Genomic DNA, 24,224 nt, shown 5'->3' with positions numbered 1-24,224 from the left:
TCTGCCGCGATGAATGTTCTTTTCTTCTTTGCTTTGCTTACCTTTTTGCTTGTGCTGTATTATACGCTGCTTGCTTGGGCAATAGCTCGGGCAGGCAGTGTTTCTTTTGAAGAAAAAGCACCTGACAGCTACCCCAAAGTAAGCATTTTGGTAGCTGCCCGTAACGAAGCCGCCACCATTACCCGCTGCTTACAGTCGCTTACTGAACTCGACTACCCGCCACATCTTTTGCAAATACTCATAGGCAACGACCAATCCACCGATGCTACTGTCGAAGTAGTAAAAGCTTTCATAAAACAGTTGCCCACCGCCCGGCAACATACATTCGAACTGATAGACATCTTCCCTTCGGACAATCCCAATTTACAAGGCAAAGCCAACGTGCTGCACCAACTGATGCAAAAAATCGATGGAAGCTTTGTTTTTGTCGTGGATGCCGACACGCAGGTGCCTGCACAATGGATAAAAACCTACCTGCAAGCCTACAGCCCGGGCGTAGGCATTGCCACCGCCTTCACCATCGCCGAGGGCAAAGGCTTACAAGCCCAATTGCAAACCATCGATTGGACCTTTGCCCAGATAATACTTTATACTTTCTTTCGCATAGGACACCCCCTCACGGCTCTGGGCAACAACATGATGATTTGCCCCAAAGCTTACCGAGCCGTGGGTGGATATGCCCATATCCCGTTTCACGTAACCGAAGACTACGCTTTGAGTCGTAGCATGCAGAAAGCAGGCTATCGACTGTTGCACCTCTTCTCTGTCGGGGCATGTTGCCGCACTCTTGCCATGAACGAATGGAAAGAGCTGCTAAAACAGCGCCGTCGATGGATAGAAGGGCTTTTTTCACTGCCATTGAGTATTCAATTGGTCATTGCCCTCCCCATGTTGTGGGGGATAACAGCGGCAACCGCTGCCTTTTACATGCCCATGTATGTGCTACAAGCATGGATTTTGAAATGGCTACTACAATCAGGCATCGTATCTTTTGCGCTCAAACGCCTGCGCTACCCCTTGCCCTCTTTCTTGCTTTTTTTGCTTTATGAGGTTTATGTCTATATTTTCAACTTTCTATTGCTGATTTATACTCTCTTTCAAAGACGAATACATTGGAAAAACCGAATCTATGACGCTAAAAGAATTGCAAAAGACAGTTGATGCATGGATACAAACCCACGGCGTGCGTTACTTTAATGAGCTGACCAACATGGCTATTTTGATGGAAGAAGTAGGCGAGTTGGCTCGTGTAATGGCTCGGCTCTATGGAGAACAGTCTTTCAAGGCAGGCGAAGAACCCAACTTGGCAGAAGAAATGGCTGATGTGCTCTTTGTTTTGACTTGTCTTGCCAATCAAACCGGTGTTGATTTGGAAGAAGCCATGCAGCGCTCACTGGAAAAAAAGACTCAGCGCGACAAGGAAAGACATAAAAACAACCCCAAACTAAAAGACTAAGCTATGTCCATAAAAGAATTGTTTGAGTACATGCGCACGGAATTACCCTTTACACTAAGCATTGCGCTTATTGTGATTGCCTATTTTGCCGGGCGCCTGCTTGAACGCGTCATAATACCTTGGTTGCAAAAATTGGCACACAAGTCACGAACCAATTTCGACGATATTTTGGTAAAATCATTGCGGCACAAACTTACTTGGTTGCTCGTCATTCTCTCTTTTCATTTGTCGGTGCATTTCTTTCACTTCGACAATGAAACCGAGAGCATACTAAGACACCAACTGCTTCCTTCGTTCTATATCGCTATCCTCACCCTTTTTCTTCAAGGCTTGATTGCCGAATTGGTGCAAAACACCATTCGTTCGGTACCGGGATTACAACTCCCTTCCACCTCTTTGTTTTCTAATCTCATCCGCATCATCGTTATTTGCATCGGCGCCACTTTTATTTTAGATGTTTGGGAGGTATCGCTGGCACCCATTCTTACCGCCTTAGGGGTAGGAGGTTTGGCAGTTGCCCTCGCTTTGCAAGATACCTTAGCAAACTTCTTTGCCGGAGTGCAAATCATAGTATCCAAAAAAGTGCGTCCTGGCGATTATGTGGTATTAGACAGCGGACAAGAAGGCTTCGTGCAAGATATCTCTTGGCGCAACACAGCGCTGCTTTCACCCCAAAACAACTATATCATCATACCCAACTCTAAACTGGGCAGTGCCATAGTTACCAATTTCAACTCGAACACACCGGAACTACTGATGCCTGTAACCGTGGGAGTCAGCTACGACAGCGACTTGGAATTTGTGGAAAAAGTAACCAAAGAAGTAGCCAAAGAAGTAATGAGCACCGTAGAAGGAGGCGACCCATCTTATGAGCCTTTTATGAACTTCCACACTTTCAACAACTCGAGCATCGATTTCACCATCCGTTTGAAATGTCTCGGTCCTCAATATCGCCTCAAGCTGGTGCACGCTTTCATCAAAGCGCTGCACAAGCGTTACGGTGAAGTGGGCATCAACATACCTTTCCCTATCCGCACGGTTTATATGCGCAATCTGTCAAATACAGACAACAAAGCATAGCTTCCCTGTCCTATTCTTTGATTTTAAATGAGAGATTCACAACAAGACGCTTGTCTTGTAAAGCAACAGCCCAAGCAAGCCACTTGAAAGATAAAGCGGCTGAGGTGAATGAAAACCTGCAACAAACGTTTCTAATCTGTCCTAAAACAGCTTTGTTTTAAAATAGCAAAACACGGCTTGAAAGCCGTGTTTTGCCTTTAAGCGAAGCAGAGAAGTTATGCCAACTCTTCATTGAGTTTATAGATGTCTTTTTCCAGATGCTTGTATTTAGCCATGATGTTGCGGCGCTTAAGTTTCAAAGTGGGGGTTAGTTCACCACCTTCTATGCTCCATTCGTCGGGTACCAAGCGGAATTGCTTGATTTGCTCGTATTTAGCCAAGTTTTTATTAACCTTCTCCACCTCTTCTTGGTATTTTTCCAATACCTTGGGATGCTGTATCATGGCTTCGCGGCTGTCAGTAGGAATACCATGCTTTTGACACCAATTGGTGAGGGCTTCCCAATCGGGCATAATCAAAGCCGCCGGGAAGTTGCGCCCTTCTCCTATGACCATGGCTTGGGCTATTAAAAAACTGGCTTTCAGCTGGTTTTCAATAGGTTGAGGTGCAATGTATTTTCCACCTGAAGTTTTAAACATCTCCTTCTTACGGTCTGTGATTTTCAAGTATTTGCCTTGCACAAACTCCCCGATATCTCCGGTATGTAACCACCCTTCTTCATCGAATACCTCTTTGGTCTTTTCAGGGTCTTTGTAGTAGCCCTTCATCACATTAGGTCCCTTCACCAAAATTTCGCCATCCTCGGCTATTTTTACTTCAACACCGGGGATTACCCTTCCTACCGTGCCAATGCATACATCTTCTTTGTTGGGACTGGTTGCCGTAATCACGGGCGAGGTTTCAGTCATGCCATAGCCTTCCAAGATAGGAATGCAGGCAGCCCAGAATACGCGGGCTATCATGGGGTTGAGCGCAGCACTACCGCAAATAATGTATTTCAAATTTCCTCCCAATGCTTCACGCCACTTTGAGAATATCAGGTTATTGGCAATGGAAAGCTGAAGGTTGTAGAGCAGCCCTTGGTCTTTTTGAGTGTCATATTCTTTGGCTAAATCCAGTGCCCAGAAGTAGAGATTCTTTTTCAAACCGGAAAGCTCATGCCCTTTTTGCACCAGCTTGGTATATACTTTCTCCAATACACGCGGCACAGCGGTAAATACATGAGGTTGAACCTCGCGGATGTTGTCCCCTATTTTATCCATGTTTTCGGCATAGTAAACAGAGATGCCTTTGTAGATATAAGCCGCTACCAGCGTACGCTCAAAGATGTGGCAAAGGGGAAGGAAGCTGAGGGCTTTGTGGCGGTAGTCCAGTATAAGATTGTCGATAGCTGCCAAGATGTTGCTTACCACATTGCTGTGTGTAAGCATCACGCCTTTGGGCTTGCCGGTTGTGCCTGAGGTATAGATGATGGTAAACAGGTCATCGGGCTGTATTTCCTTATCTCTTTTTTCAAGCAGGCTTTTATCTTCTTTCTTGCCGGTTTCTCTCACTGCCGTCCAGTGTTGCGCTCCTTCTATTTGGTCAAAGGTATAGATGTTTTTTTCCGTCAGGGACTTGCTCTTCTTTACTGCTTCTAATACTTTGGTGTAAATTTCTTCATTCTCAACGAAAACAATTTTGCTTTCGGAATGCTCCAGAATATAGAGATAATCATCGGCGGTGATGGTTGGATACAAAGGCACACTCACGGCGCCTATCTTCTGAATGCCAAAATCTACGAAGTTCCACTCGGTGCGGTTGTTGGAAATAATAGCGACTTTGTCATCCTTCTGAATGCCGAGTGTATGCAAGCCTAAAGCCACTTCGTCGGAGATTTGCATCAAGTCTTGAGTGCTGTAAGTTTTCCACTGTCCACTCTTCTTGTCAGCAACGGCGTCTTTTTTTTGGTAGTGCTCAAGTTGATAACGCAGCAGGTCGTAAACACGCTTAATTTCCATAATTTATTCTGTTTTAAAACCCATTTTTACGATTTTGAATTTAATAAAAACTTACATACAGTACCATATTTGGGTTGTTTTTTTTTAGTTGACCTGCTGTTGTTCTATTTTTTGAAGTAAAAAGCGGGCTTGTGATATATAGATGCTATCGGGGTGGTCTTTGATGAGACGCAAGGCATACTCTTCAGCTTTTTTGTAATCCCGGTATTGATGAAAATACAGCTGCATCAACTCAAAGAGCGCATCATCTGCCCAAATTTCATAGGCATATTGTTCTGCAATTTGTTGATAGAGGGCTGCCGCCTCGTCGTATTTTTTCCAATGAGTAGCAATTTTTGCTTGCATCCACAACACATCGTCCATAATAGGATGCCCCCCGGCACTAAGCCGAAGGCTATCAAGCAAAAGATGCGCACGGGAATATTGCTGTTGAAAAAACAGCAAATCTGCTTTTGCATAGGTTAAAAGTACATGGTTGCTCGAATCAGCATCTTGGTTTTCACTAATGAGCAAGCTCATTTGCAGTGCATCATTGGCTATTTGCCGTGAAGTGGCTGCCTTCAAAATGTCAAAGTATTCTTTTGCCAATTCAAATTCCCCAGTGTAATAGAATAGTTTTGCCCTGCGCAATTTGGCTTCGTAGGCAACCGGACTGTCCTTGACTTCTTTTTCGGCTTGTGCATACAACAAGGCAGCTTCCCAGGGTTGGTCTATGAGTAAAAGCACATCCCCTTTTTGAATCTTTACCCACGCTATAAACTCTTTTTCTTGTGGATAACTCCTCAGAGCTTCATCTAAAACAAGCAAAGCCGAGTCGGTTTGTTGCAGATAGTTGGCATACAGGAATGCCAAGCCGGTATAGGCTTCTTTTATCTCTGAGCGTCCTCTGCCTTCCTCTATGATACGACGGTATTCTTCGGCAATACGTTGCATTTGATGCTTGGCGTGCTCGCCCTGTTGCTTGATAAGCGCTTCTTTGGAAGCAATACTATAACGGGCAGCCGCATAGCTTAAATAGCTGCCCTTGTATTGCTGCTTGATGTAAGTAAAGAAACGGTCTGCGGCTTCATAGGCACTGTTGCTGTAGGCAATCATGCCTATTTGAAATAGATGCTGCCCGCTTAAATGAAAGCGCTTGTCCATGGCTTTGCTCAACAAAAAAGCATTGTCGAAGTCCCCCCGCTGTACATAAAGCCAAATCAACAGGTCAAGAAATACTTTCTCGTCGGGGTAGCGTTGGCTCAGCTCTATCATGCGTTGTTCTGCCTTCTGAATTAACGCTTCGTTGTCGAATTGCTCCTGCAAAGCCTGCTTTACCAAATCTATTTTTGCGGGGTCGTTATAGGCAATGAGCAAATACTCATTGAGCATGCCCTCAATATTTTGCTCTATGGCGTAAATCTCAGCCATTTCTATGGCAAAGGCATATTCATACAAACGGCGGCGTGCCTGTGTAATAAAGTCTTTAGCTCTACTCCATTGCTGCTTGTCCATGAGCCAATGCACTACTGCCATAGCTTGTTCATAGGAGCCGGCAAACTTATCCACAAGTTGTCGATAAACTCGCTCTGCTTGGCGACTTTGGTTTTCGTGTTCATAAAGCTCAAGCAAGTCTATGCGGTAAAGTGGATTGTCGGGCGCTTCTTTAATGGCTGTTTCTATAACTTTCTCCAAATCCTTGAATAAGCGACTTCTCCACAGGCAGTCTTTGTATTGTGGATAAATCACCAGAAAGTATTCAGATGCTTCCCTGCTTATGCTTTTATATTCTGCTATTGCTTTATCGCATTCCCCTTTTTGATAGTATTCCTTTGCCAGGGACAATTGCATGTTGATTTGTGCACACAGGTTGGTGGATAAGACCGCAAACAAGCAACTGAACCACCATGTTTTTTGTATTTTTTCCATACGACGTTTTGCTACTTACTGTATATAACACTTTTTTTCGAAAAATGCAAGACCTCTTTGTTTAGTAATAACAACAATTTTCAATAAAAATCTTATTTATTATTATTATTGTTATAGGCGAAAAAAATGTGGATAAGTCCTCGACGAACGGAAAAAATACTTGTAAAATGCTATTTTAAAAAACTTTTCCACATGAGTTATCCACAGGGGTGTGGATAACTTTTTTATTGAAAATCAGTAACTTAAATATACTTATCCACAATGTGGATAACTTTTATCCACATATCCACATCTTCCTTTTATACTATGTGCTAATGTGGATAACTTTGTGGATAACTGGACTTTAGCTGTGGATAACTTGTGGATAACTTTTGAGGTGTGTGGATAACTTTTAAGGTGTGGATAAAGTTATCCACAAATTTTTTTTGAAATGTGGATAAATGCTTGACTTATCCACATATTTATCCACAAAAAATGGGGACTTATCCACAGATTTAGAAGCAAATGTGGATAACTTTCCCTTAAATGGGGAGGTTATCCACATGTTTTGTAATTGTATTTTTCAAAGATTTGTCTTATTTAATGGATAGCTCTTCTTCTACTTCCCAGTTGGCTTTTAAGCGAAGGGTTTTATTATATATGAATATTCTTTCATGTGAAATGTTTTCTTTGTAGTTGCCGCTATCCCAGCGGTTGTTCCGGTTTTTGTCTTCGAAGAAGCGTAGTTTGTACTCTTCCGGCGGTAAGCCTTTGATTTCAATAGTACTCTTATTGATAGGCTGCTCTTTTACAACTTTGCCATCTTTGTTCAGCAGCTGCATAATCCATGCATTGCTGTTGGTGTTTGTTATGCGGAGGCGGAGGGTTGAAAAGTCTTTGGGGTTGGCAGCCACAACTTGCTTGCTCCACTGGATGTTGCTACTGTCATGCTCTATTGAGACAAGCCAGCCTTTGTCGATGATTACTTTGGCGCTATCCTGGAAGTTTAGCTTCTTTTGGAATATCAGCCTGTTGGGCGTGGGGCTTTGGAACAATGCTCCAGAAAATACTTGCTTTTGGATGGTATCTTGGTCTATATAGGCGTAAAAAAGGCTGTCTATTTGCCTTTCTATAGGCTTGTTGGCGTAAATATGCAGTTGCAGTTCTTGAGTATAGGGTTGGTACTTTTCGCTAATCTCTACTTCAAACTTTTCTTTTGCAGTTCCTTTGGGTGCTTCCAATTGTAAAGTATCATGAAGCAGATTGCCGGTAGAATCTTTTGCTGCAATGATGACCTCGAGGCTCTCCTTATGATAGATTTTTATTTGGCGTCCTGTTTTGTCGAGTGCAAAAGGCAAGTTGGGCAGGATTGCCACTGAGTCAATGCCTTCGTTGATATTGACTACGCTATAGGCATATTGCGAGGAGCTGCGCTTGCTTACTATTCGGGGTGCTTCGATGTCTTGGGGTACTAACTCTACGAAGAGGCTGTCAAGGTTGGTTTCGAGTGAAAGTGTATTGGGTAAAAATCCCAAAAGCTCTTTGGGGTCCCATTTGCCATTCTTGTTTTGGTCTTCTATGACAAACAGGCGATATTTGCCGGCTTTCAGGTAGCGAAGTTGAAAGTTGCCCGAGGCGTTGCTTCTGCCCAAGTAGAGAGGTTCATGAAGGGCAGGGTTTATGCTGTCATGGGTAGGATAAAGACCTACTAAGGCATTTTCGATAGGCTCGCCGCTCAGTGCCGCCACACATCTGCCAGCTATTTGCAGAGAATCCAACTGCGTGCCTGTACTAAATACAATCATGGCTTCTTTGGCGGGGTTGCCCTCGGTTACATCTACTATGCCATTTCGGAAGTGTATGTTATAGGTAGTATTTTCTGCCAATGGTCTTTTGAAACGCAAGGTGATGCCGTATTTTTTTTCAATGATTTCATAAGCATCTTTCCCCTCTATGCGTGGAGTGATGATAAGTTCTTGTTGCAAGTTTTTGCCTCGTATGCTTTCATCAAAAAAAATGCTCACTTCTTTGCCTTTGAAGTTTGTTTGTCCAAGTGGAGGAATTCGCTTGACGACTTGTGGAGGGATGGTATCTTTTGCCCCACCGCTCAGTATGCCGGGATTGGCGCAGCGGCATAAAAGCAATACGATGCCGCAGAGCATCGTATAGAAGAACCAACGACTTGCTTGCATGATGCTGAATAGTTTACAGATAAAACGATTTACTTTTGGGTGAGATGAATAATTTCTTTGGCTAAGTCTAAGTAATCTTCTGCCCCTTTGGAGTTAGATGCTGTTTCAAATATGTTGTTGCCGTATGCCGGTGATTCTATCAGACGGGTATCTAAACGTATTTTGGTTTTGAATACCAGTGTGTCGGCGAACTCTTCTTGTATGGCACTCAATAGTTGAGTGGTGATGCGGCGTACAGGCGAATATTTAACGACCAATATGCCTAAAATGGTGAGTGTCGGATTGAGTGCCTCTTTGACAGCTTGCACAGTGTTTTTGATAAGATGTAAGCCGTGAAAGCTGAGCACTTCCATGGGGATGGGTATGATAAGGTAGTCCGATGCTACCAAGGCATTTATGGTGAGTAATGAAAGCGAGGGGGAGCAATCTATGATGATGTAGTCGTAATGGTCTTTTATTTCGTTTAGGTAGCCTTTCAATAATGACTCTCTTCCTTCGTAGTTAGCCAATGAAATCTCGAGGTCGGCAAGTTCTGTATTGGAAGGCAGGATATCCATGCCGCTTACCTGAAGCAGTGCTGTCTTGATGTCGGCTTCGCCCAAAAGCACATTTGCAATGTTGGGGTGAGCGTCTTCTACGTCGAGGTAATATGACAAGCTGCCTTGTGGGTCGAAGTCAACGAGTAAAATTTTGTATCCAAGCAACTCTAAGGCTTTTGCTAAATTTACAGCAGTGGTGGTCTTACCGGTACCCCCCTTTTGATTGACTATAGAGATGACTTGCGTCTTTTGTTTCTTTTTCATTGTTTCCTTTTTTTGTCAAGGAAGTTAAAAAATTTCTATATTTATCTATAAGCCTGCTAAGCCCTTAAACTTCTAAAACTATGAGTCTTAAAAATGTATTGATTATTGACGATAGTAAGCTTGATGCTATTTTAGCCAAGAAAATTTTAGAAAAACATCAGTTTGCCGATAATGTCTTATTGTTTGAGCGTGCCATGGATGCCTTGGATTATCTGAAAGCCTTTGATTTGGGGCGTTTGAATGATTTCCCACAAGTGATTTTTTTAGATGTGCTCATGCCTGAAATGAACGCTCAAAGTTTCTTGGAGAACTTTTTGAAACTACCCGCTTCTTTGCGCAAGGATGTTACTTTTGTCATCATGTCAAGCGCCATACAAACAGAAATAGATGAGAATGCCTTTGCCAATTATCCTCATAAAATATTCTTTATAAGCAAGCCTATTTCAGAGGATGTCTTACAAAAGGTTCACATATTGTATAGGGCTTAAAAATTATCATCAGTCGAATTTTTTTAGTTGACTTTGTTTACTATATACACCAAGCTTGAATAGTTTTTGTTTTTGAGGGCATGCAAGTTTGACAAAGTGCCCCGATAGATAGCTTCTGCCCATTGCTTTTTTCCCGAGCGGTATTCACTGCTCAACAAGCTGATATAGTAAGCATCGAGGGGCATGCCTTGTATTTCCTGCAAATGTAGCCCATGCTTTTGTAAGAGTTGTTTCATATGGGCAGGAGAAAAATGATAGAGGTGGCGTGGGACATCCAAGGCTGCCCAAAAGGTACCATAAAAATGGGCATCATAAGATTCAATATTGGGTACGGCAATAAATAGCCACCCTCCGTTATTCAACAAATCTTTGAGCTTTTGTAAATCTTCATTTAAATGATGTATGTGTTCCAGTACATGCCACATGGTGATGGCATCGAACTTTGTGTTGTTGATTAGTTGCTCCAAGCGCTCATACACTGGAATGCCAGAGTCTCTTACTTTTCGACTTGCTTCTAAAGAGGGTTCTACCCCACTCACATCCCATCCGTGTTTGTGCATATGAAAAAGAAAATGACCAGTGCCACAGCCTACGTCTAAGAGCTTGCCTTTATGAGTGAGTTGTTTTTCTACCCACCTTCTTTTTTGTTTCAGGGTGATGTGTTCGCGTACCCACTTATATATGAAGGGCACTATGCCCTGCTTTTCGTCGTGGTGCGATATATATTCCTTGCTTTCGTAATATTGACCGATTTGGGTTTCGGCAGGGCGAGGATTGGTAAATTTGAGACCACACTGCTCACAACATACAATATCGAATTCTTCTTTGCTAACTGTGAAATCTTTGGTGCGGAGCCATGTATAAAAGCCCACATGCCCACAAATGGGGCATGCAGACAGTCTTTCCATATGCTTATGCTTCATTATTTGTTTGCTTATTTGCCTAAGTAAACCATGAGTATCGACACATCGGAAGGCGAAACGCCACTGATACGAGAAGCTTGTCCTAAGGTTTCCGGACGCAAGCGTTTTAGTTTTTCCCTGCCTTCTGCCGACAGTGCTTTCACCAAGTCATAGTTAAAATTCGAGGGGATGCGATAGTCTTCCAACGCCATCATTTTTTGAGCCATTTTTTCCTCTCGCTCAATATAGTCTTCATATTTAATCATGATTTCTATTTCTTCGCATACCTCTTGGTTGTAGCGGCGCAATGTTTCCAAATGTGGAATGCGCTCTATCAGTTGATAAATATTCAAATCGGGGCGTTTGAGCAGACGTTCAACCCTTATTTTTTCTTTTATGGTGGCAGAGCCGATACTTTCGAGGTATCCGTTGATTTCTTCTGGGTTTACTTGTGCTTCTTTTATCAAACGTATGCCTTGTTCTATTTTTTCTTTTTTGTCCATGAAACGGCGGTAACGTTCTTCCGACGCCAAACCCAGTTTGTAGGCTTTTTCGGTAAGGCGCCAATCTGCATTGTCTTGGCGTAGAAGCAGTCTGTATTCTGCCCGGGAAGTGAACATACGGTAGGGTTCTTCTGTGCCTTTGTTGATGAGGTCATCGATGAGCACACCTATGTATGCTTCCGAACGTTTCAAAGTAAAGGGCGGCAAATCATGCACTTTTAAATGTGCGTTGATGCCTGCAATGAGTCCCTGACAGGCTGCTTCTTCGTAACCGGTAGTGCCGTTGATTTGACCGGCAAAAAATAGGTTTTCAATTAGTTTTGTTTCCAGCGTGCTTTTGAGCTGCGTAGGTGGAAAGAAATCGTACTCTATGGCATAACCCGGGCGAAACATCTTGGCATTTTCGAAGCCCGGAATCAAGCGCAGTGCTTTGTACTGCACGTCTTCGGGTAAAGAGGTGGAAAATCCATTGACATAGATTTCTACGGTCTCCCACCCCTCAGGTTCTACAAATATTTGATGGCGTTCACGCTCGGCAAAGCGGTTGATTTTGTCTTCAATAGAAGGACAGTAGCGGGGACCTAAACCTTTGATTCGCCCGGTAAACATGGGGGATTTGTCAAATCCTGTTGCCAACACCTCATGCACTTTGGGATTGGTGTAGGTTATCCAGCAGCTTTTTTGTTTAGTGAGGGGCGTGGTATCCATAAATGAGAACTTACCGGGCGGCTCATCGCCGGGCTGTTCGGTCATCTTGCTGTAGTCAAGGGTACGTCCATCTACACGGGGAGGGGTGCCTGTTTTCATTCTACCGGCTTCAAACCCCAGCTCTACAAGCTGCTCAGTGATGCCGGTGGCTGCTCTTTCTCCTGCCCTGCCACCACCAAATTGTTTTTCGCCTATGTGTATGATGCCATTGAGGAAAGTGCCGCTTGTAATAACCACAGCCCGGGCATTGATTTCGTGCCCCATGCTTGTTTTTACGCCCACTACGCGTTTGTCTTTGATTATCAATCCTACGACCATGTCTTGCCAGAAGTCGAGGTTTTGAATTTTTTCAAGTGCCAAGCGCCATTTTTGTGCAAACAACATGCGGTCGTTTTGGCTTCGGGGGCTCCACATAGCTGGTCCTTTAGAACGGTTAAGCATGCGAAATTGTATCATGCTTTCATCGGTTACGATGCCCGAGAGCCCGCCCATAGCGTCTATTTCGCGGACTATTTGCCCTTTGGCTACCCCTCCCATGGCAGGATTGCACGACATCTGCCCTATTACCTGCATGTTCATGGTAATGAGCAAGGTTTTGGAGCCTAAATTGGCAGCTGCTGCTGCGGCTTCATTGCCGGCGTGTCCTGCGCCTACAACTATCACATCATATGTTGGGAACATGCTTTTGCTTGTTTTTTTAATGTTTCACGTGGAACATCTTTTTTCTTTGCAAAGATATTAATTTTCAGAGGTTTTAGATGGGTGTAAATAAAAGAGCTTCTTGTAGTTTCACTTCTTCTTTGTATTTTTATTGACAATAAAAAAGCGCCACTTTAAGCGTGGCGCTCTGCTTTAAGTGTTTGTATAGTTTTATGTTCCACGTGGAACACGCAGACTCAATGCCCAGTCTTCCATTTTGCGCATTTCGGCGGCTTCCGCTTCTGTTTTGTCTTTAAACCCCAACAGATGTAAAAGCCCGTGCGCCATGACCCGGTGCAGCTCTTCTTCGGCTGTAATGCCTATGCTTTGTGCGTTTTCTTCGGTTCTTTCTATTGAAATAAAAGCGTCTGCTTCAATAAAGAGAATACTGTCGGAATATCCGAAGGTGATAATGTCGGTATAATAATCGTGATTCAGATATTGGCGGTTTATCTCAAGCAGGTAGTTGTCGCTGCAAAATATGTAATTGAGCTCTATGATTTTGGCTTCAAAGTGCTGGGCTATTTGGACCAACCACTGTTTGCTTTCGTCTGATAAGTAAAGTGGGCGCTCAATATCTTCAAAAAAGAAGTTAATATTGTCCATTGATGTAGAATATTAGCTCTATGCACTTACCATTGTTTTTGAATTTGACCTCGTCGCAGAGTTGTTTTATCAAGTAAATCCCTCTTCCGTGTGGTTTATGGAGGTTTTCAGGGTCGGTAGGGTCAGGCAGATGGTGATAGTCAAAGCCTTCGCCTTCATCTTCCACCACAAAGCGAATCATGTCTTCATGGAAATGCAAACTGAGGTCTACATTTTTGGTTCTGTCTTGTTTATTTCCATGTACAATGGCATTATTGACTGCTTCGGTTACGGCAACCATGATATTGCCGTAAATGTCGTCGGAAATTTGATAGGCTTCTTTTACATTATCAATAAAGCTTTCAATGATGCGGATGTTTTCAATAATCGAAGGGATTTGTATATGGATTGAATCCATAGTTTTAAGGTTTAATTTGTTTGAGGTACTCATCGCTGCGTTGTTTAAAATAAGGGGTCATGGTGGGTGGTACAGATTGTATGAGCTCCAGTTGTTCCTGCTGTTTTTTCAGATATTCGCGCAGGGGCGCCGGAAGTTCTTTACGTTCTTTAGGTGTAGCGGTTTCACCTTTGCGTTTGTCATCTTCGCCGCGTTCTCGAAGCGATTTTTCAGCTTCCAGTAGGCGTGTTTCTATTTCTTTTTGTCTTCTGAGCGTTTCTTGGTTTATATTTTTGTTGATTAAGTCTTTCTCTGTTTTCTCCATTTCTTGCTTAATCTCTTCCAGCATTTGCTTTTGTTCTGGGCTTAGCTCTCCATTTTTCTGTAATTCCTCTATTTTTCTTCGCAACAGCTCTTGCTGCGCTGCTAATTTAGCAAGTTGTTCGGAGAGTTGCCGCCCTTGTTGCTGTCCTTCTTTGAGTTGTTGTATTTGTTGGTTGAGTTGTTTTTGCAGCTCGCTCATCGAGGGGGTATTCTTTTGGTTTTTTTGGGGTCTGCCTGCACCGTCGCTGGCAGGGTTCTGCATTTGCTTGAGCAGGTCGCTCAGCATCAAAGCCAAATTGTTGATGCGTGTCATGCCTTGCTGTTGATAGATGCTGGCGTCGCGCATTTTGCGTTCTTTTAACAGAAGCAGACTTTTTTCAAGGGCTTTTTCCATCTCCCCTACTTCTTCCATGATGAAGGATTGCAATTGAAATACACGATTGGCAAGTGCCCAGAGACTGTCTTTTACAATTTGGCTGCTTTGTTGAATTTTATATTGTCTTTGAATAAGTTCTACGTAGCGAGGGTCTTGTGTGTTGATTTTCCGGCTGTCTTCTATTAGTTGCTCTTGCTCAAAAGACAGTTGCAACAGGTTGTCGAGAATATGCCGAAGTGTCTGTATGTTTTCTTGCATTTGTTTTTCTTTCATGGATTGCGCCAGTTGCTGCAGTTTTTGTTGCATTTTCTGCATTTGCTCTTGGGCATTTTTTTGCTGTTCGCCTGCCTGCTTGGGTTTTTCTTGTTTCAATTGCTGAATGCTTTCTTCTATTGCTTTTTTAGTCTGCTCTTTTTCTTTTTGCATGTTAGGTATGGCATGCGGACGTTCGAGCTTTTCATTCATTTCTTGGAGTTCTTCCAGCTCTTCTTCAAGGTCTTGAAACTCTTGTTGAATTTCTTCTTGTTGCTGTTTTAACTCTTCGAGCTTTTTTTGGTCTTTGCTTTTGCTTTCTTGAGTTTGTTTTTGCAGTTCTTCTTGCTTTTGAATTAGTTCGTTAAGTTTTTGCAGGCTTTTTTCGAGTTGCTGTTCAAATTGCAGTTGCTTGAAGAGTTCGAGGGTACGCTCCAGCGACTTTTCGAGTTCTTGCTCGTTTTGTTTAATCTCTTGTAGCTTCTTTAGAAGCTCAGGGTCTTGCATCATCTTGTTTAGTAGTTGTTGCAGTTCATCATAAAGTTTTTTGGTTTCTTCGTCGAGCAGTTCGTTCATTAACTTTTGCAGTTCCTGCATTTTTTCTATCAATTCGGTAGAGGGCTGTTCGAAGCGCTCCATCTTGTCCTGCAACTTCTGAAATTCATTTTGTAGCTGTTCTATTTCTTGCTCTACATTCTTGCGTTTTTCGATGATTTGCTCTATTTGTTTTCTGTCTGAGAAATCGAATTGTTTTTTCAGACGCATGCGCTCTTCTGTGCGTCTAATTTCTTCATTCAGCTCTTTTTCTTTTTGCAGCGCTCCCCGCATTTTTTCTTCACTATGCCGGCTTTCTTCTTTTATCTCTTTTTCTATGGTTTCAGCAGCAGGAATGGTAAAACGGTATAGGGGGCTGCGTGCCGATTGTGCGCCGGTTACTTGATTGTTGTCCCATACCTGCACAAAGTATTCCAATACATCGCCGGGTTGCAGTTTTAGAGGGCTGAGGTCAAGCTCATGAAGCAAGCGTGCATAGTTGTTTGTTGTGTTGATTGGAATGTTTTGCATTTTGAAGGCATCGATTTGTTTATTGCCGCCACGCAAGATGCGATAGGCAAATGCAACGCGCGATATGCCGTAGTCGTCGCGTGCGGTACCGGCAATCCCTACCAAGCGATAGCTTAGCGTATCTTCGAAGTTTTGCACTTCCAGCACCGGAGGCAAATCCGGAATGACATCTATTCGGTAGGTACTGCTGTGCAAGGTAGTATCGATGCTGTAGAGTAGTAGCTGATAGTTCGTTGATTTTATCAACTTCTTTTTAACAACTTTAAGGTCATTATCACTTTCTTGGTGTGCTTCTGTCTCCACCGAGTCTGGAAGAAAGAATACGCTAACTTTTTGTGCATATTTTGATTGTATGAGCCAAGTAATCTGACTGCCTGTGGGCAACAGCAAGTTGGTGGCATTACGAAAAACTTCCCTGCTTTTGCCAGTATAAGCCGGGTAGTTTACTTCCAGTTCTACGCCCAGCAAAAACGGTTTTTCTTTGAGCTGTATCTCATACTCTTGGGAGGTGTATTCGCCCGATTGGAAGAAGAGGCGATGCCTTTTTTGAACACTGGGCAGTGTTACAGCAAACCGCCCCTCTTCTATTTCCTGCATGGGTATGAGGGTACTTTGGTCTAAAACCACATACATTTCAGAGGGAATGACTTTTCCTTCGGTTTGCACTACCAAGGGCAAGTCCTCACCTCTGAAGACAGAAAGGCGTTCATCTGCCAATGAAAAACGAAAGGGAGCCGGTTTGGGGAAATGTTTCTTGTATTGTATGATGCGTTGCGAGCTTTCTAGCAGCAAAGAAGGGATGCCTATAAACAAAGCAATAAGTATCAGTAGAGGAATCATAGCATAGCGGGCAGTTTTTTTGGTTTCCTCTATGGGAAGTGCTTTGCGTAGAGAGATACCTGCGATTTGTGCCTCTTTTTGTTCGATGGCTGCCAATAACAAACTGTCGTCGCTGTTGAGCTGTCGCTTGAGTTGTAGGGCATTTAAGAGTTTGTCGCTTATTTCTGGGATTTCGCTGCCTATGTAGCGGGCAGCTGCTTCATCGCTCATCAGGCTGTATAAGCCAGCATAAGCTCCCAGAGGGCGAAGGACATAATAGAGCAGGGTGCCGCTCATGGTGAACAGAAGCCCAAAAAAGAAAAGGGCACGCACCGAAGAGTGGAAGTGCCCAAAGTATTCTAATACGGCAAAAAGCAAATAGAAGCTTACAGTAAGCAGCAAACTTAGGAGTACTCCCCGCAAAGCTTGGTAGAGGTAGTACTTTTTCTTGAATTGTCGTAGTCTTTCATCCACACGGAGCATACTTGCATGCATTTAGGTCCTAGGAGTAAGTGTAGTAATATACTGAAATTTTCGGTATTTGCCTATGCCTTACTCCTTTACATGCAAGATGAAAACCTATTTTTTTGCAGTTTGTTTTTCAAAATAGCTTTTATCGAAATATACTTTTGTGAAGTCTCGATATTGCATGGGGTTGTTGGGAAAGTTGCGTACATAGGGTTGAAGCAGGCGGTAGGATTCATCGTACCATAAGACCAGTATCACCGCATCGTCCATTAAGATTTGTTCTGCTTGCTGTAAATAACGATATGCTTCTTCGGGTGTATTTGCCAGTAGGGCTTTATTGTAAAGCTCGTCATAGAGTGGATTTTGATAACGTGCTATGTTAGGATACGCCTTCTCCTCGAGACTCTCAGGCAATTCCATACTTGTGAATAGCCACAAAAAGTTTTCGGGGTTGGGATAGTCTGCAAAATAAGCTGTACGCACCAAGTCGAACTTACCTTGCAAGCTGTTTTCAAGCAGCTGGGCAAATGGCAGTGTTTCTATGTTGATTTTGATGTTCAAGTTTTCCTGCAGTTGCTTTTGTATTTCCAGCGCTACGTTCAGATGACGGTCTCCTTCGGCATTTACTTGAAGGGTGATTTCGGGGAAGCCGACCCCGTTAGGATATCCTGCTTTTGCTAAGTAATACTGGGCAGAGTCTATATTCAACTGATATCCTCTGATTTGCTTGATGTCGTAGTTTTTGAAAACAGGGGGTACAATGCCATGGTATCCTGGGGCTTCACCTTCGCCGTTCAATACAAACTCCAAAATTTTCTCTCTGTCTATAGCAAAACTGAAAGCTTTCCGAAGGTTTTTATTTTTAAACACGCCTTTGGCGGTCATGAAAGTCAAATATTGGGTTGCCATTTCAGGCGCACGGTCAAGCACAAAACCTTGTATTTCTCCGTGTTCGCTCTTTTCGGCTTCCATCAGAAAGTCGATGATGCGTTCGGTGGGCAGGCGATAAATCATATCCAGCTTACCAGCGTGAAATTCGTTGTATTCTGTTTTCTTTTCTGCTATGAAGCTGATTTTAATGCCGTGCAAATAAGGCAATGGATTGCCGTGTTCATCTTTTAGGTAGTAGTGCGGATTGCGCTTGAGTAAAAGGCTATTGCCGGGGTCTACCGATGCCAGAACAAAAGGACCGGTACCTACGGCTTTCTCGCGCAAGCCGTCTTCTCCGTATTTTTCTACGGCTTCGCGGGGATAAATGAAAGCAAACGGACGTGCTAGATTGTAAAGGAAAAAGGCATACGGGCGGGTTAGTTGAAGCTGGATGGTATAGTCGTCGATGACTTGAATGCCTGTGATTTGAAAGCTGGGTTTATTGCCCCCTGCCGAAGCGGCATAATACTCATTGGCGCCTTTGAGCAGGTCTTTGAATATTGTAAAACCTTGATTATTGCTCGATTGCGTGCAAACTCTTTGAAAGCAATAAGCTACATCTTGAGCAGTTACTTCACGCCCTTTGCCACCGGGAAAGCAAGGGTCGTCGTGAAAGCGCACCCCTTTGCGCAATTTGATGGTATAAATAGTGCGGCTGCTGTCGAGGGTATAGGATTCGGCTAAGCCGTTGACTATCTCCAGTGTGGCGGGGTCGAACTTAAACAAGCCCTCATAAATTTGACAAGCCACCCGGTAAGAATACACATCGGCAATGCTGAGTGGGTACAGTGATTTGATGTATTCCGATTCATTCAAACGGAACTCGCCCCCATAGTATACCCCCCCCTTAGCGGGACCCGTGGGCATGTTTTCCTGCCAATTGCTCTCTTGCGAGGAATCACTACAAGATGCAAAAAATAAAGCCAATATAATGTAGCTAAAAAAGTGTTTCATGAACACAAAAGTTTTACTGACAGCTAAGTGCGTGAAAAGATAACTTACAAAAGCGTAGTTTACAAATATAACAACTTGCAAGAATCCTCAAAGCTGTTTTTTTAAAAAAATAGGCACTAAACCGCGAGTTCGAGTAAAACGGGGCAATGGTCTGAGTGGCGTGCTTCGGGCAATATGACCGCCCGCTGAAGTCTTGAAGCTAATTGCTTGTCTGCCATACAATAATCGATGCGCCAGCCCAAGTTTTTTTCACGTGCACGTGCGCGGTAGCTCCACCAAGTGTAATGATGAGGCTCTGGGTTAAAGTGGCGAAAAGTGTCGATAAAACCACTTGCTAAAAAATTTGACATCCAAGCGCGCTCTTCGGGCAGAAAACCGGAAGTGTTGGCATTGCGCACCGGGTCATGGATATCGATGGCTTGGTGGCAAATATTTAAATCGCCGCAAATCACCAGTGGGTATTCGGGATGTTCCTGCCGGTGTTTTTCCACAAAGCGATTGAAATCGTCGAGAAACAGCATTTTGACGGCTTGGCGTTGGTCGCCTGAGGAGCCGGAGGGCATATAGACCGATGCCACGCAAAAGCCGTCAAAAAAAGCGCGAAGCACTCGCCCTTCGCTATCGTGTAGGGGGTGGTTCATGCCTTCTATAATTTTTATTGCTGGCTTACGGCTGAGCACAGCCACGCCGCTGTACCCGGCTTTTTGTGCTGGGTACAGATAGCATTCATACCCAAGAGCTTCGAATAGCTCCCGTGGAAAAGTGTCATGATTGGCTTTAATTTCTTGCAGGCAAAAGATATCGGGGCGGGCGGCTTGCAACCACTTGTCCAGTCCTTTTCTGACTGCCGCCCGGATGCCATTTACATTGTAAGTAATGATGCGTACCGTTTTATTCATTCTCTATGATGCCTTCTTCATGAAAATAATCTATGATGTGCGTTTTGAGCAGGGCTTCTTGCGAGAGTAAATCCAGCTTGGGCAGCGGTTTGAGTAGCTTCCAGTGAGGCCAACCTTCAGCATCGACTCCTTCCAGTTCATAGAAGCCAGACTTGCTCAATACCCTGCAAACAGCAATATGCATAAGGTCTTGTTTTTGTTCTTTGGAAAAGTGGCGGGCACCTTTGCCCAACTCACGCATACCAATCAGAAAAAGCACCGCTTCTATGTTTTGTGGGCGTTTGCCTATGATTTTTTCCAGCTTACTCAACAGCTTTTGCCATTGCAACTCTAAATAAGGGTCTATGCGTTCTTTTTGCTGTTTACTCATGATGGGTTTTGCGTTTTGAGAGCTTCCCAATACTCTACGGCACGGCGCAGATGTGGAATCACGATAGTGCCGCCGATGAGCGTGGCAATAGAGAAAATTTCGAATACTTCGGCGTCGCTCACCCCCTCTTCATAGCATTTGCCCAAGTGGTAGCGGATGCAGTCGTCGCAACGTAATACCATAGAACAGGCTAACCCCAGCATCTCTTTGGTTTTCACAGGCAGTGCCCCCTCTTTGTAGGTTTGGCTGTCGAGGCTGAAGATGCGTTTGAGTACCAAATTATCAGCTGCCATGATTTTCTCATTCATAGCAGTGCGGTAGTCGTTGAATTCTTTTACTAAATCCTTCATAGCTGTTGATATTTAAAACCTTCTTGCAAACTTAGAATATCTTTTGAGCTGACAAAAAGAAGACGGCACTTCTTTTTTGAAATAGAAAAATACTTTCTATATTTAGACATGCAAAAAGCAAATGTTTAAATTGAAAAGCCTATGGAAAACACACAAAACTTCAATATGGGCGGAACACAAGCGTCAAGCTCTAAATTAGAAGAAATCAAAAAGATTATTTTTGGTGAAGAGCTCGAGACTTACAACAGCGAGCTGAAAAAACTAAAAAATTTGCTAGACAGCTACCGTACCGAAATGTCGGTAAAAATCGATGAGGTGAAAATAGAAATGTTACGCAGCATCGAGAAGTCGGAAGAGCGTCTGCTCAATCAAATTCAGCAAGTGCAGGCAGTCATGCAGCAAGAGCTGCAGAATCAACGTCAACGTCAGGTGAGTAAATCTGCTTTGAAGCAGATTTTTGACCAAATGTCAAATACTTTAGGACAGTAAACAGTAGCGCTATGAGTATGGAAGACTTCTACAAAAAATCAGAGGAGCAGCCCGAAGAAAAAGCCGTCAACCCCGAGGAGGTAAATGACTTGAAAGAGGCAGTAGTAAATCCGGACAGGAAGGAAATAGAGAGCCGCTTTCAAGGCATGAAAGACCTCTTTACGGCTATCTTGCAAGAAAATAAAAAAGACTATGAGTACCAGTTAGCCGAGATGAAGAAGCTGTTTACGTCCATCATGGAAGAAAATCGTAAACACTTCAAAGAACAACTGCAGGACCTTTATAAAGAGCTGCCCAAAATCATCCATGAAGCAGATCGCATGCGCCAAGATGAGCAGTATGTGTTCATTGAGGAAGCCGAATATGGTGTGCCTAAAGGCAAGCCCAGACGCCATACTCGCCTGGATGCCGTAAAGGAGCTTATTGCCGGGCACGATACCGAGCTGCTGTACAGAGAAATTGCAGAGATACAAAGCAATATATCGAAGACCATGCAGCAGCAAAAAGAAAACCTTTCAGAGGTGGTAGATGAAATTTATGAGCGCGTGCAGGCTATGGAAAGTAAAGTGCAGACAGCTATCCAAAACCTGCAAAACAACTTTATGAGCAGCATTCAGCAAGTAGAACAAGAAGGTGCCAATCGCTTCCACGTGGCAGAACTGTTACGCAAGTTGGCAGATGAAGTGAAGCCTCCGTTTAGACAATAGAAATGGAATAGAAAGGTATCCAACAAAGCAAAGGAATGCTGCCAACAGCTCGCACATTCATAAATGCTTTTTTGCATTTGCTGTTTCCGGAGGCTTGTGTGGTTTGCAAGCGCGTGTTGAATGCAGAGCTTCGCTTTGTTTGTCCCTCGTGCCGGTTGGCACTTCCTTATACCGATTTTTTCAAAGACCTTCAACAACATATAGACAATCCGGCAGGCAGGGTGCTGATAGGGCGCATTCCTGCCGATTTTGTTTTGCCTTTTTTGCACTTTCAAAAAGGGGGCAGTGCGCAAAAAATATTGCATGCCATCAAATACAGAGGTGCCAAAGCTTTGGCTTACGAAATGGGCTATTTGTATGGCGAACGTTTGTGCCGCGCTTCTTTACCCTATGAAATAGACGGCTTTTTACCTGTGCCTTTGCACCCCAAAAAACAACACCAGAGAGGTTACAACCAAAGCGAATACTTTGCACGAGGACTTGCCGATGCTTGGCAATACCCTTTGCCAGTGTGGAATAGAGCGGTGGAGCGGCGCGTGCAACGTGCCTCTCAAACCCATAAAGGCTTATGGGAACGCTGGTTGAATGTGCGCGATGTTTTTGAATTGACTACCGAGGGCAAAAGAGCCCTGCACCGGCAGGCGGTGGTTTTAGTTGACGATGTGCTTACTACCGGCGCTACCTTAGAGGCTCTTTACAAAAGCATATTACCAGCACAGCCGCGTGCTGTAGGTGTCATTACCTTGGCTTATGCTGGTGATGCCTTTGCTTGAGGCTCCCTCTGGCTTTATTCGAACTCTATCAATACTTGGTTTTTTTCTACCCCCTGCCCTTTCGCCACGCATATGCTTTTTACTTTGGCATCGGCTGGCGCTTTCAATACGTTTTCCATCTTCATGGCTTCCAGTATCAACAGTGCATCCCCTTTTTTTACTGCTTGCCCAGGACTTACTTTGATGTCCAACACCAACCCCGGCATGGGAGCTTTCAAATCTTCGGCTTGTGAGCGGGCACTTTGGTCTATGCCCATCTCTTTGAGTAGCAGGTCTATGGGCTCTTGAATTGCCCACTGCTGCCTTTTGCCGTTCATCAATAGCGTGATGCTCTTTTCTGCCTTGTTTATCTCGAGTACTTCCAAAACATAAGATTGATGCGCAGCAATCAAGTGAAAACGGCGCTCATCAAGCGGGCGTACGTCTATCTCTTGCGCATGACCGTTTAGCAACCATTGCTTGTCTTTTTTTTCAACCTCTATGCCCTGAGCAGTAGCAGGTAGTTCACTGAATTCATTTGCATTTAAAAGCCGGAGTGTGAGTTTCATGGACTTGAGCCGGTTTAGTGCATCAGCGAAAATAACTATTTTTGAAAGATGTTAAAAAGTTTACGGAAATGATAAAGAAAATAGAGCATTTGGGCATTGCTGTTGTCGATTTGAAACAAGCTACCCGTCTGTTTGAGGTATTATTGAATCGCAAAGCCTATAAAGAAGAAACAGTGCCTTCGGAAGGGGTAACTACTGTTTTTTTTGAATTGGGCGAAAGCAAAGTGGAATTATTGGGCGCTACGCACGAGGAGAGTGCCATTTACAAATATCTGCAGAAGCGCGGTCAGGGCATTCATCACGTAGCAGTAGAGGTGGACGACATACGCGCCGAGATGGAGCGCCTGCGTGCTGCAGGCTTTGAGCTTATCAATGAAGAGCCGAAAGAAGGAGCCGACAATAAGCTGATTTGTTTTGTGCATCCGCGTTCTACTGGAGGCGTGTTGCTTGAGCTGTGTCAAGAAAAGATTTGATACGCTTACTTAAAGGGCAATCAGCTATCGGGAAGCGGAATTAAAAAAATTTTTGTTTGAAAATTTCAGAAGCAATGAAAGCTTCTTTGAGTCGTTGTTTATCCCTGAATTTGTGGGCATAAGCGTTTTCCTGGACTTTTGGGTGCTGATAGCCGGGTAGGTGGTCTTCGTTATGATTCTGCAACTTTATTTGTGCCTCTTGCTCTTTTTTCAGAGCTTCTTTCGCCTGTGCTCTTCTTTTTTTACTGTCCAACTCCTTGTTGTCTTTTGGCAGTTCCAGAGCCTTCTTAAACTCAGGTATCTCTTTTAAGGACTTTATATCCTTTTTTAGGAATTCATACAAGGCTTTTGCCTCTTCCTCTGCATCATCTACTTCTTTGTTATCGAGTATTTTTTTCTTTTGCGGCTTGCCTTTCGAGGGGGCTTTTGGGTTTTTCTTTTTTGAAAGTGAAAGAAAAAACGAAACAATCACTACCCAAATGAGATAAGTTGAGGAAAGCTCACCGAATATTTTGTAAATAAAATACGTCAGGAGTGTAGCGAAAAAAAGAAAACGAAACAGGCGCATAGCAGCGAATTTGTGTTTTCATAAAGCTACTAACAAAGTACCAACAAAGCAAACTACCATCAGGTAATTTATCGCCATTCGCCACCGATGCTACTACTTTTGTTGGAGCTCGGGTATCATGGGAGCTTTTCCATTTGATGCTAAACACCAGCAAAGCCA

General features: G+C 43.6%; 23 protein-coding genes. 8 read left to right on the top strand and 15 right to left on the bottom strand.

The window, feature by feature from the left end; translation table 11 throughout:
- Positions 1-9 precede the first annotated feature (9 nt).
- From FHS56_RS09485 to FHS56_RS09475, 3 genes are read left to right on the top strand one after another with little or no spacing between them, the layout of a single operon-like run.
- Complete coding sequence (locus tag FHS56_RS09485; RefSeq protein WP_166920081.1) at positions 10-1,161, top strand: glycosyltransferase; 1,152 nt, start codon at positions 10-12, stop codon at positions 1,159-1,161.
- Positions 1,130-1,456 carry a nucleotide pyrophosphohydrolase gene (locus tag FHS56_RS09480; protein WP_166920079.1) on the top strand — a complete coding sequence of 109 codons (327 nt, stop codon included), beginning with the start codon at positions 1,130-1,132 and terminating at the stop codon, positions 1,454-1,456. The genes FHS56_RS09485 and FHS56_RS09480 overlap by 32 nt, the downstream gene beginning before the upstream one ends.
- A gap of 3 nt (positions 1,457-1,459) precedes the next feature.
- The gene (locus FHS56_RS09475; RefSeq protein WP_166920076.1) at positions 1,460-2,536 is read left to right on the top strand and encodes a mechanosensitive ion channel family protein; all 1,077 of its coding nucleotides are present in this window, start codon (positions 1,460-1,462) and stop codon (positions 2,534-2,536) included.
- A gap of 215 nt (positions 2,537-2,751) precedes the next feature.
- On the opposite strand, the gene FHS56_RS09470 is transcribed toward FHS56_RS09475, so the two are convergent.
- The 4 genes from FHS56_RS09470 to FHS56_RS09455 form a co-directional block, all read right to left on the bottom strand.
- Positions 2,752-4,536 carry an AMP-dependent synthetase/ligase gene (locus tag FHS56_RS09470; RefSeq protein ID WP_166920073.1) on the bottom strand — a complete coding sequence of 595 codons (1,785 nt, stop codon included), beginning with the start codon at positions 4,534-4,536 and terminating at the stop codon, positions 2,752-2,754.
- An 84-nt stretch (positions 4,537-4,620) separates the two neighbouring features.
- Positions 4,621-6,444 carry a tetratricopeptide repeat protein gene (locus tag FHS56_RS09465; RefSeq protein WP_166920071.1) on the bottom strand — a complete coding sequence of 608 codons (1,824 nt, stop codon included), beginning with the start codon at positions 6,442-6,444 and terminating at the stop codon, positions 4,621-4,623.
- 575 nt (positions 6,445-7,019) lie between these two features.
- Positions 7,020-8,615, bottom strand: coding sequence for an Ig-like domain-containing protein (locus FHS56_RS09460; protein ID WP_166920068.1), 1,596 nt, complete (start codon positions 8,613-8,615; stop codon positions 7,020-7,022).
- A 29-nt stretch (positions 8,616-8,644) separates the two neighbouring features.
- Positions 8,645-9,418, bottom strand: a complete 774-nt coding sequence (locus tag FHS56_RS09455) for a ParA family protein (protein ID WP_166920066.1) — start codon at positions 9,416-9,418, stop codon at positions 8,645-8,647.
- A gap of 80 nt (positions 9,419-9,498) precedes the next feature.
- Between FHS56_RS09455 and FHS56_RS09450 the strand changes: the two genes are divergently transcribed.
- Entirely contained in the window at positions 9,499-9,906 is a 408-nt protein-coding gene (locus FHS56_RS09450; protein ID WP_166920064.1) for a response regulator, read from the top strand.
- 23 nt (positions 9,907-9,929) lie between these two features.
- Here the strand turns inward: FHS56_RS09450 and FHS56_RS09445 are convergent, their stop codons facing one another.
- The 9 genes from FHS56_RS09445 to FHS56_RS09405 all read right to left on the bottom strand — a co-directional run bounded on the left by FHS56_RS09445 (position 9,930) and on the right by FHS56_RS09405 (position 20,507).
- Positions 9,930-10,814 carry a class I SAM-dependent methyltransferase gene (locus FHS56_RS09445; RefSeq protein WP_166920062.1) on the bottom strand — a complete coding sequence of 295 codons (885 nt, stop codon included), beginning with the start codon at positions 10,812-10,814 and terminating at the stop codon, positions 9,930-9,932.
- Positions 10,815-10,840: 26 nt separating this feature from the next.
- Complete coding sequence (mnmG, locus tag FHS56_RS09440; RefSeq protein WP_166920059.1) at positions 10,841-12,700, bottom strand: tRNA uridine-5-carboxymethylaminomethyl(34) synthesis enzyme MnmG; 1,860 nt, start codon at positions 12,698-12,700, stop codon at positions 10,841-10,843.
- 189 nt (positions 12,701-12,889) lie between these two features.
- Positions 12,890-13,324: an rRNA maturation RNase YbeY gene (gene ybeY / locus FHS56_RS09435; protein WP_166920057.1), complete on the bottom strand. Its 435-nt coding sequence runs from the start codon at positions 13,322-13,324 to the stop codon at positions 12,890-12,892.
- The gene (locus tag FHS56_RS09430; protein WP_166920054.1) at positions 13,311-13,721 is read right to left on the bottom strand and encodes an ATP-binding protein; all 411 of its coding nucleotides are present in this window, start codon (positions 13,719-13,721) and stop codon (positions 13,311-13,313) included. Before FHS56_RS09430 ends, ybeY begins: the two co-directional genes overlap by 14 nt.
- A gap of 4 nt (positions 13,722-13,725) precedes the next feature.
- Positions 13,726-17,019: a DUF4175 family protein gene (locus FHS56_RS09425; RefSeq protein ID WP_166920052.1), complete on the bottom strand. Its 3,294-nt coding sequence runs from the start codon at positions 17,017-17,019 to the stop codon at positions 13,726-13,728.
- 96 nt (positions 17,020-17,115) lie between these two features.
- Positions 17,116-18,888 (bottom strand): ABC transporter substrate-binding protein, encoded by a 1,773-nt coding sequence (locus tag FHS56_RS09420; RefSeq protein ID WP_166920050.1) that lies wholly within the window; start codon positions 18,886-18,888, stop codon positions 17,116-17,118.
- 116 nt (positions 18,889-19,004) lie between these two features.
- Positions 19,005-19,787, bottom strand: a complete 783-nt coding sequence (locus FHS56_RS09415; protein WP_166920048.1) for an exodeoxyribonuclease III — start codon at positions 19,785-19,787, stop codon at positions 19,005-19,007.
- Complete coding sequence (locus FHS56_RS09410) at positions 19,780-20,157, bottom strand: hypothetical protein (protein WP_166920046.1); 378 nt, start codon at positions 20,155-20,157, stop codon at positions 19,780-19,782. Before FHS56_RS09410 ends, FHS56_RS09415 begins: the two co-directional genes overlap by 8 nt.
- Entirely contained in the window at positions 20,154-20,507 is a 354-nt protein-coding gene (locus FHS56_RS09405; protein ID WP_166920044.1) for a carboxymuconolactone decarboxylase family protein, read from the bottom strand. Before FHS56_RS09405 ends, FHS56_RS09410 begins: the two co-directional genes overlap by 4 nt.
- A gap of 141 nt (positions 20,508-20,648) precedes the next feature.
- Between FHS56_RS09405 and FHS56_RS09400 the strand changes: the two genes are divergently transcribed.
- Genes FHS56_RS09400 through FHS56_RS09390 form a run of 3 tightly spaced genes read left to right on the top strand, consistent with a single transcriptional unit; the run spans position 20,649 to position 22,476 of the window.
- On the top strand, positions 20,649-20,996 hold the full coding sequence (locus tag FHS56_RS09400) for a DUF342 domain-containing protein (protein WP_166920042.1): 348 nt from the start codon (positions 20,649-20,651) through the stop codon (positions 20,994-20,996).
- 11 nt (positions 20,997-21,007) lie between these two features.
- Positions 21,008-21,703 carry a hypothetical protein gene (locus tag FHS56_RS09395; RefSeq protein WP_166920040.1) on the top strand — a complete coding sequence of 232 codons (696 nt, stop codon included), beginning with the start codon at positions 21,008-21,010 and terminating at the stop codon, positions 21,701-21,703.
- Positions 21,704-21,738: 35 nt separating this feature from the next.
- Complete coding sequence (locus FHS56_RS09390) at positions 21,739-22,476, top strand: ComF family protein (RefSeq protein WP_166920038.1); 738 nt, start codon at positions 21,739-21,741, stop codon at positions 22,474-22,476.
- Positions 22,477-22,490: 14 nt separating this feature from the next.
- Here FHS56_RS09390 and FHS56_RS09385 read toward each other — a convergent pair whose 3' ends face one another.
- On the bottom strand, positions 22,491-23,024 hold the full coding sequence (locus FHS56_RS09385; RefSeq protein WP_166920036.1) for an acetyl-CoA carboxylase biotin carboxyl carrier protein subunit: 534 nt from the start codon (positions 23,022-23,024) through the stop codon (positions 22,491-22,493).
- A 68-nt stretch (positions 23,025-23,092) separates the two neighbouring features.
- On the opposite strand from FHS56_RS09385, the gene mce reads away from it, so the two are divergent.
- Positions 23,093-23,497 carry a methylmalonyl-CoA epimerase gene (gene mce / locus FHS56_RS09380; protein WP_166920034.1) on the top strand — a complete coding sequence of 135 codons (405 nt, stop codon included), beginning with the start codon at positions 23,093-23,095 and terminating at the stop codon, positions 23,495-23,497.
- A 40-nt stretch (positions 23,498-23,537) separates the two neighbouring features.
- On the opposite strand, the gene FHS56_RS09375 is transcribed toward mce, so the two are convergent.
- Positions 23,538-24,065 (bottom strand): hypothetical protein, encoded by a 528-nt coding sequence (locus FHS56_RS09375; protein WP_166920032.1) that lies wholly within the window; start codon positions 24,063-24,065, stop codon positions 23,538-23,540.
- Between the last annotated feature and the right edge of the window lie 159 nt (positions 24,066-24,224).

This window comes from Thermonema lapsum (assembly GCF_011761635.1).
GTDB classification, from domain to species: Bacteria; Bacteroidota; Bacteroidia; order Cytophagales; family Thermonemataceae; genus Thermonema; species Thermonema lapsum.
The sequence above is the reverse complement of the archived record's forward strand: the minus strand, read 5'-3'. Positions and strand labels throughout refer to the sequence as shown.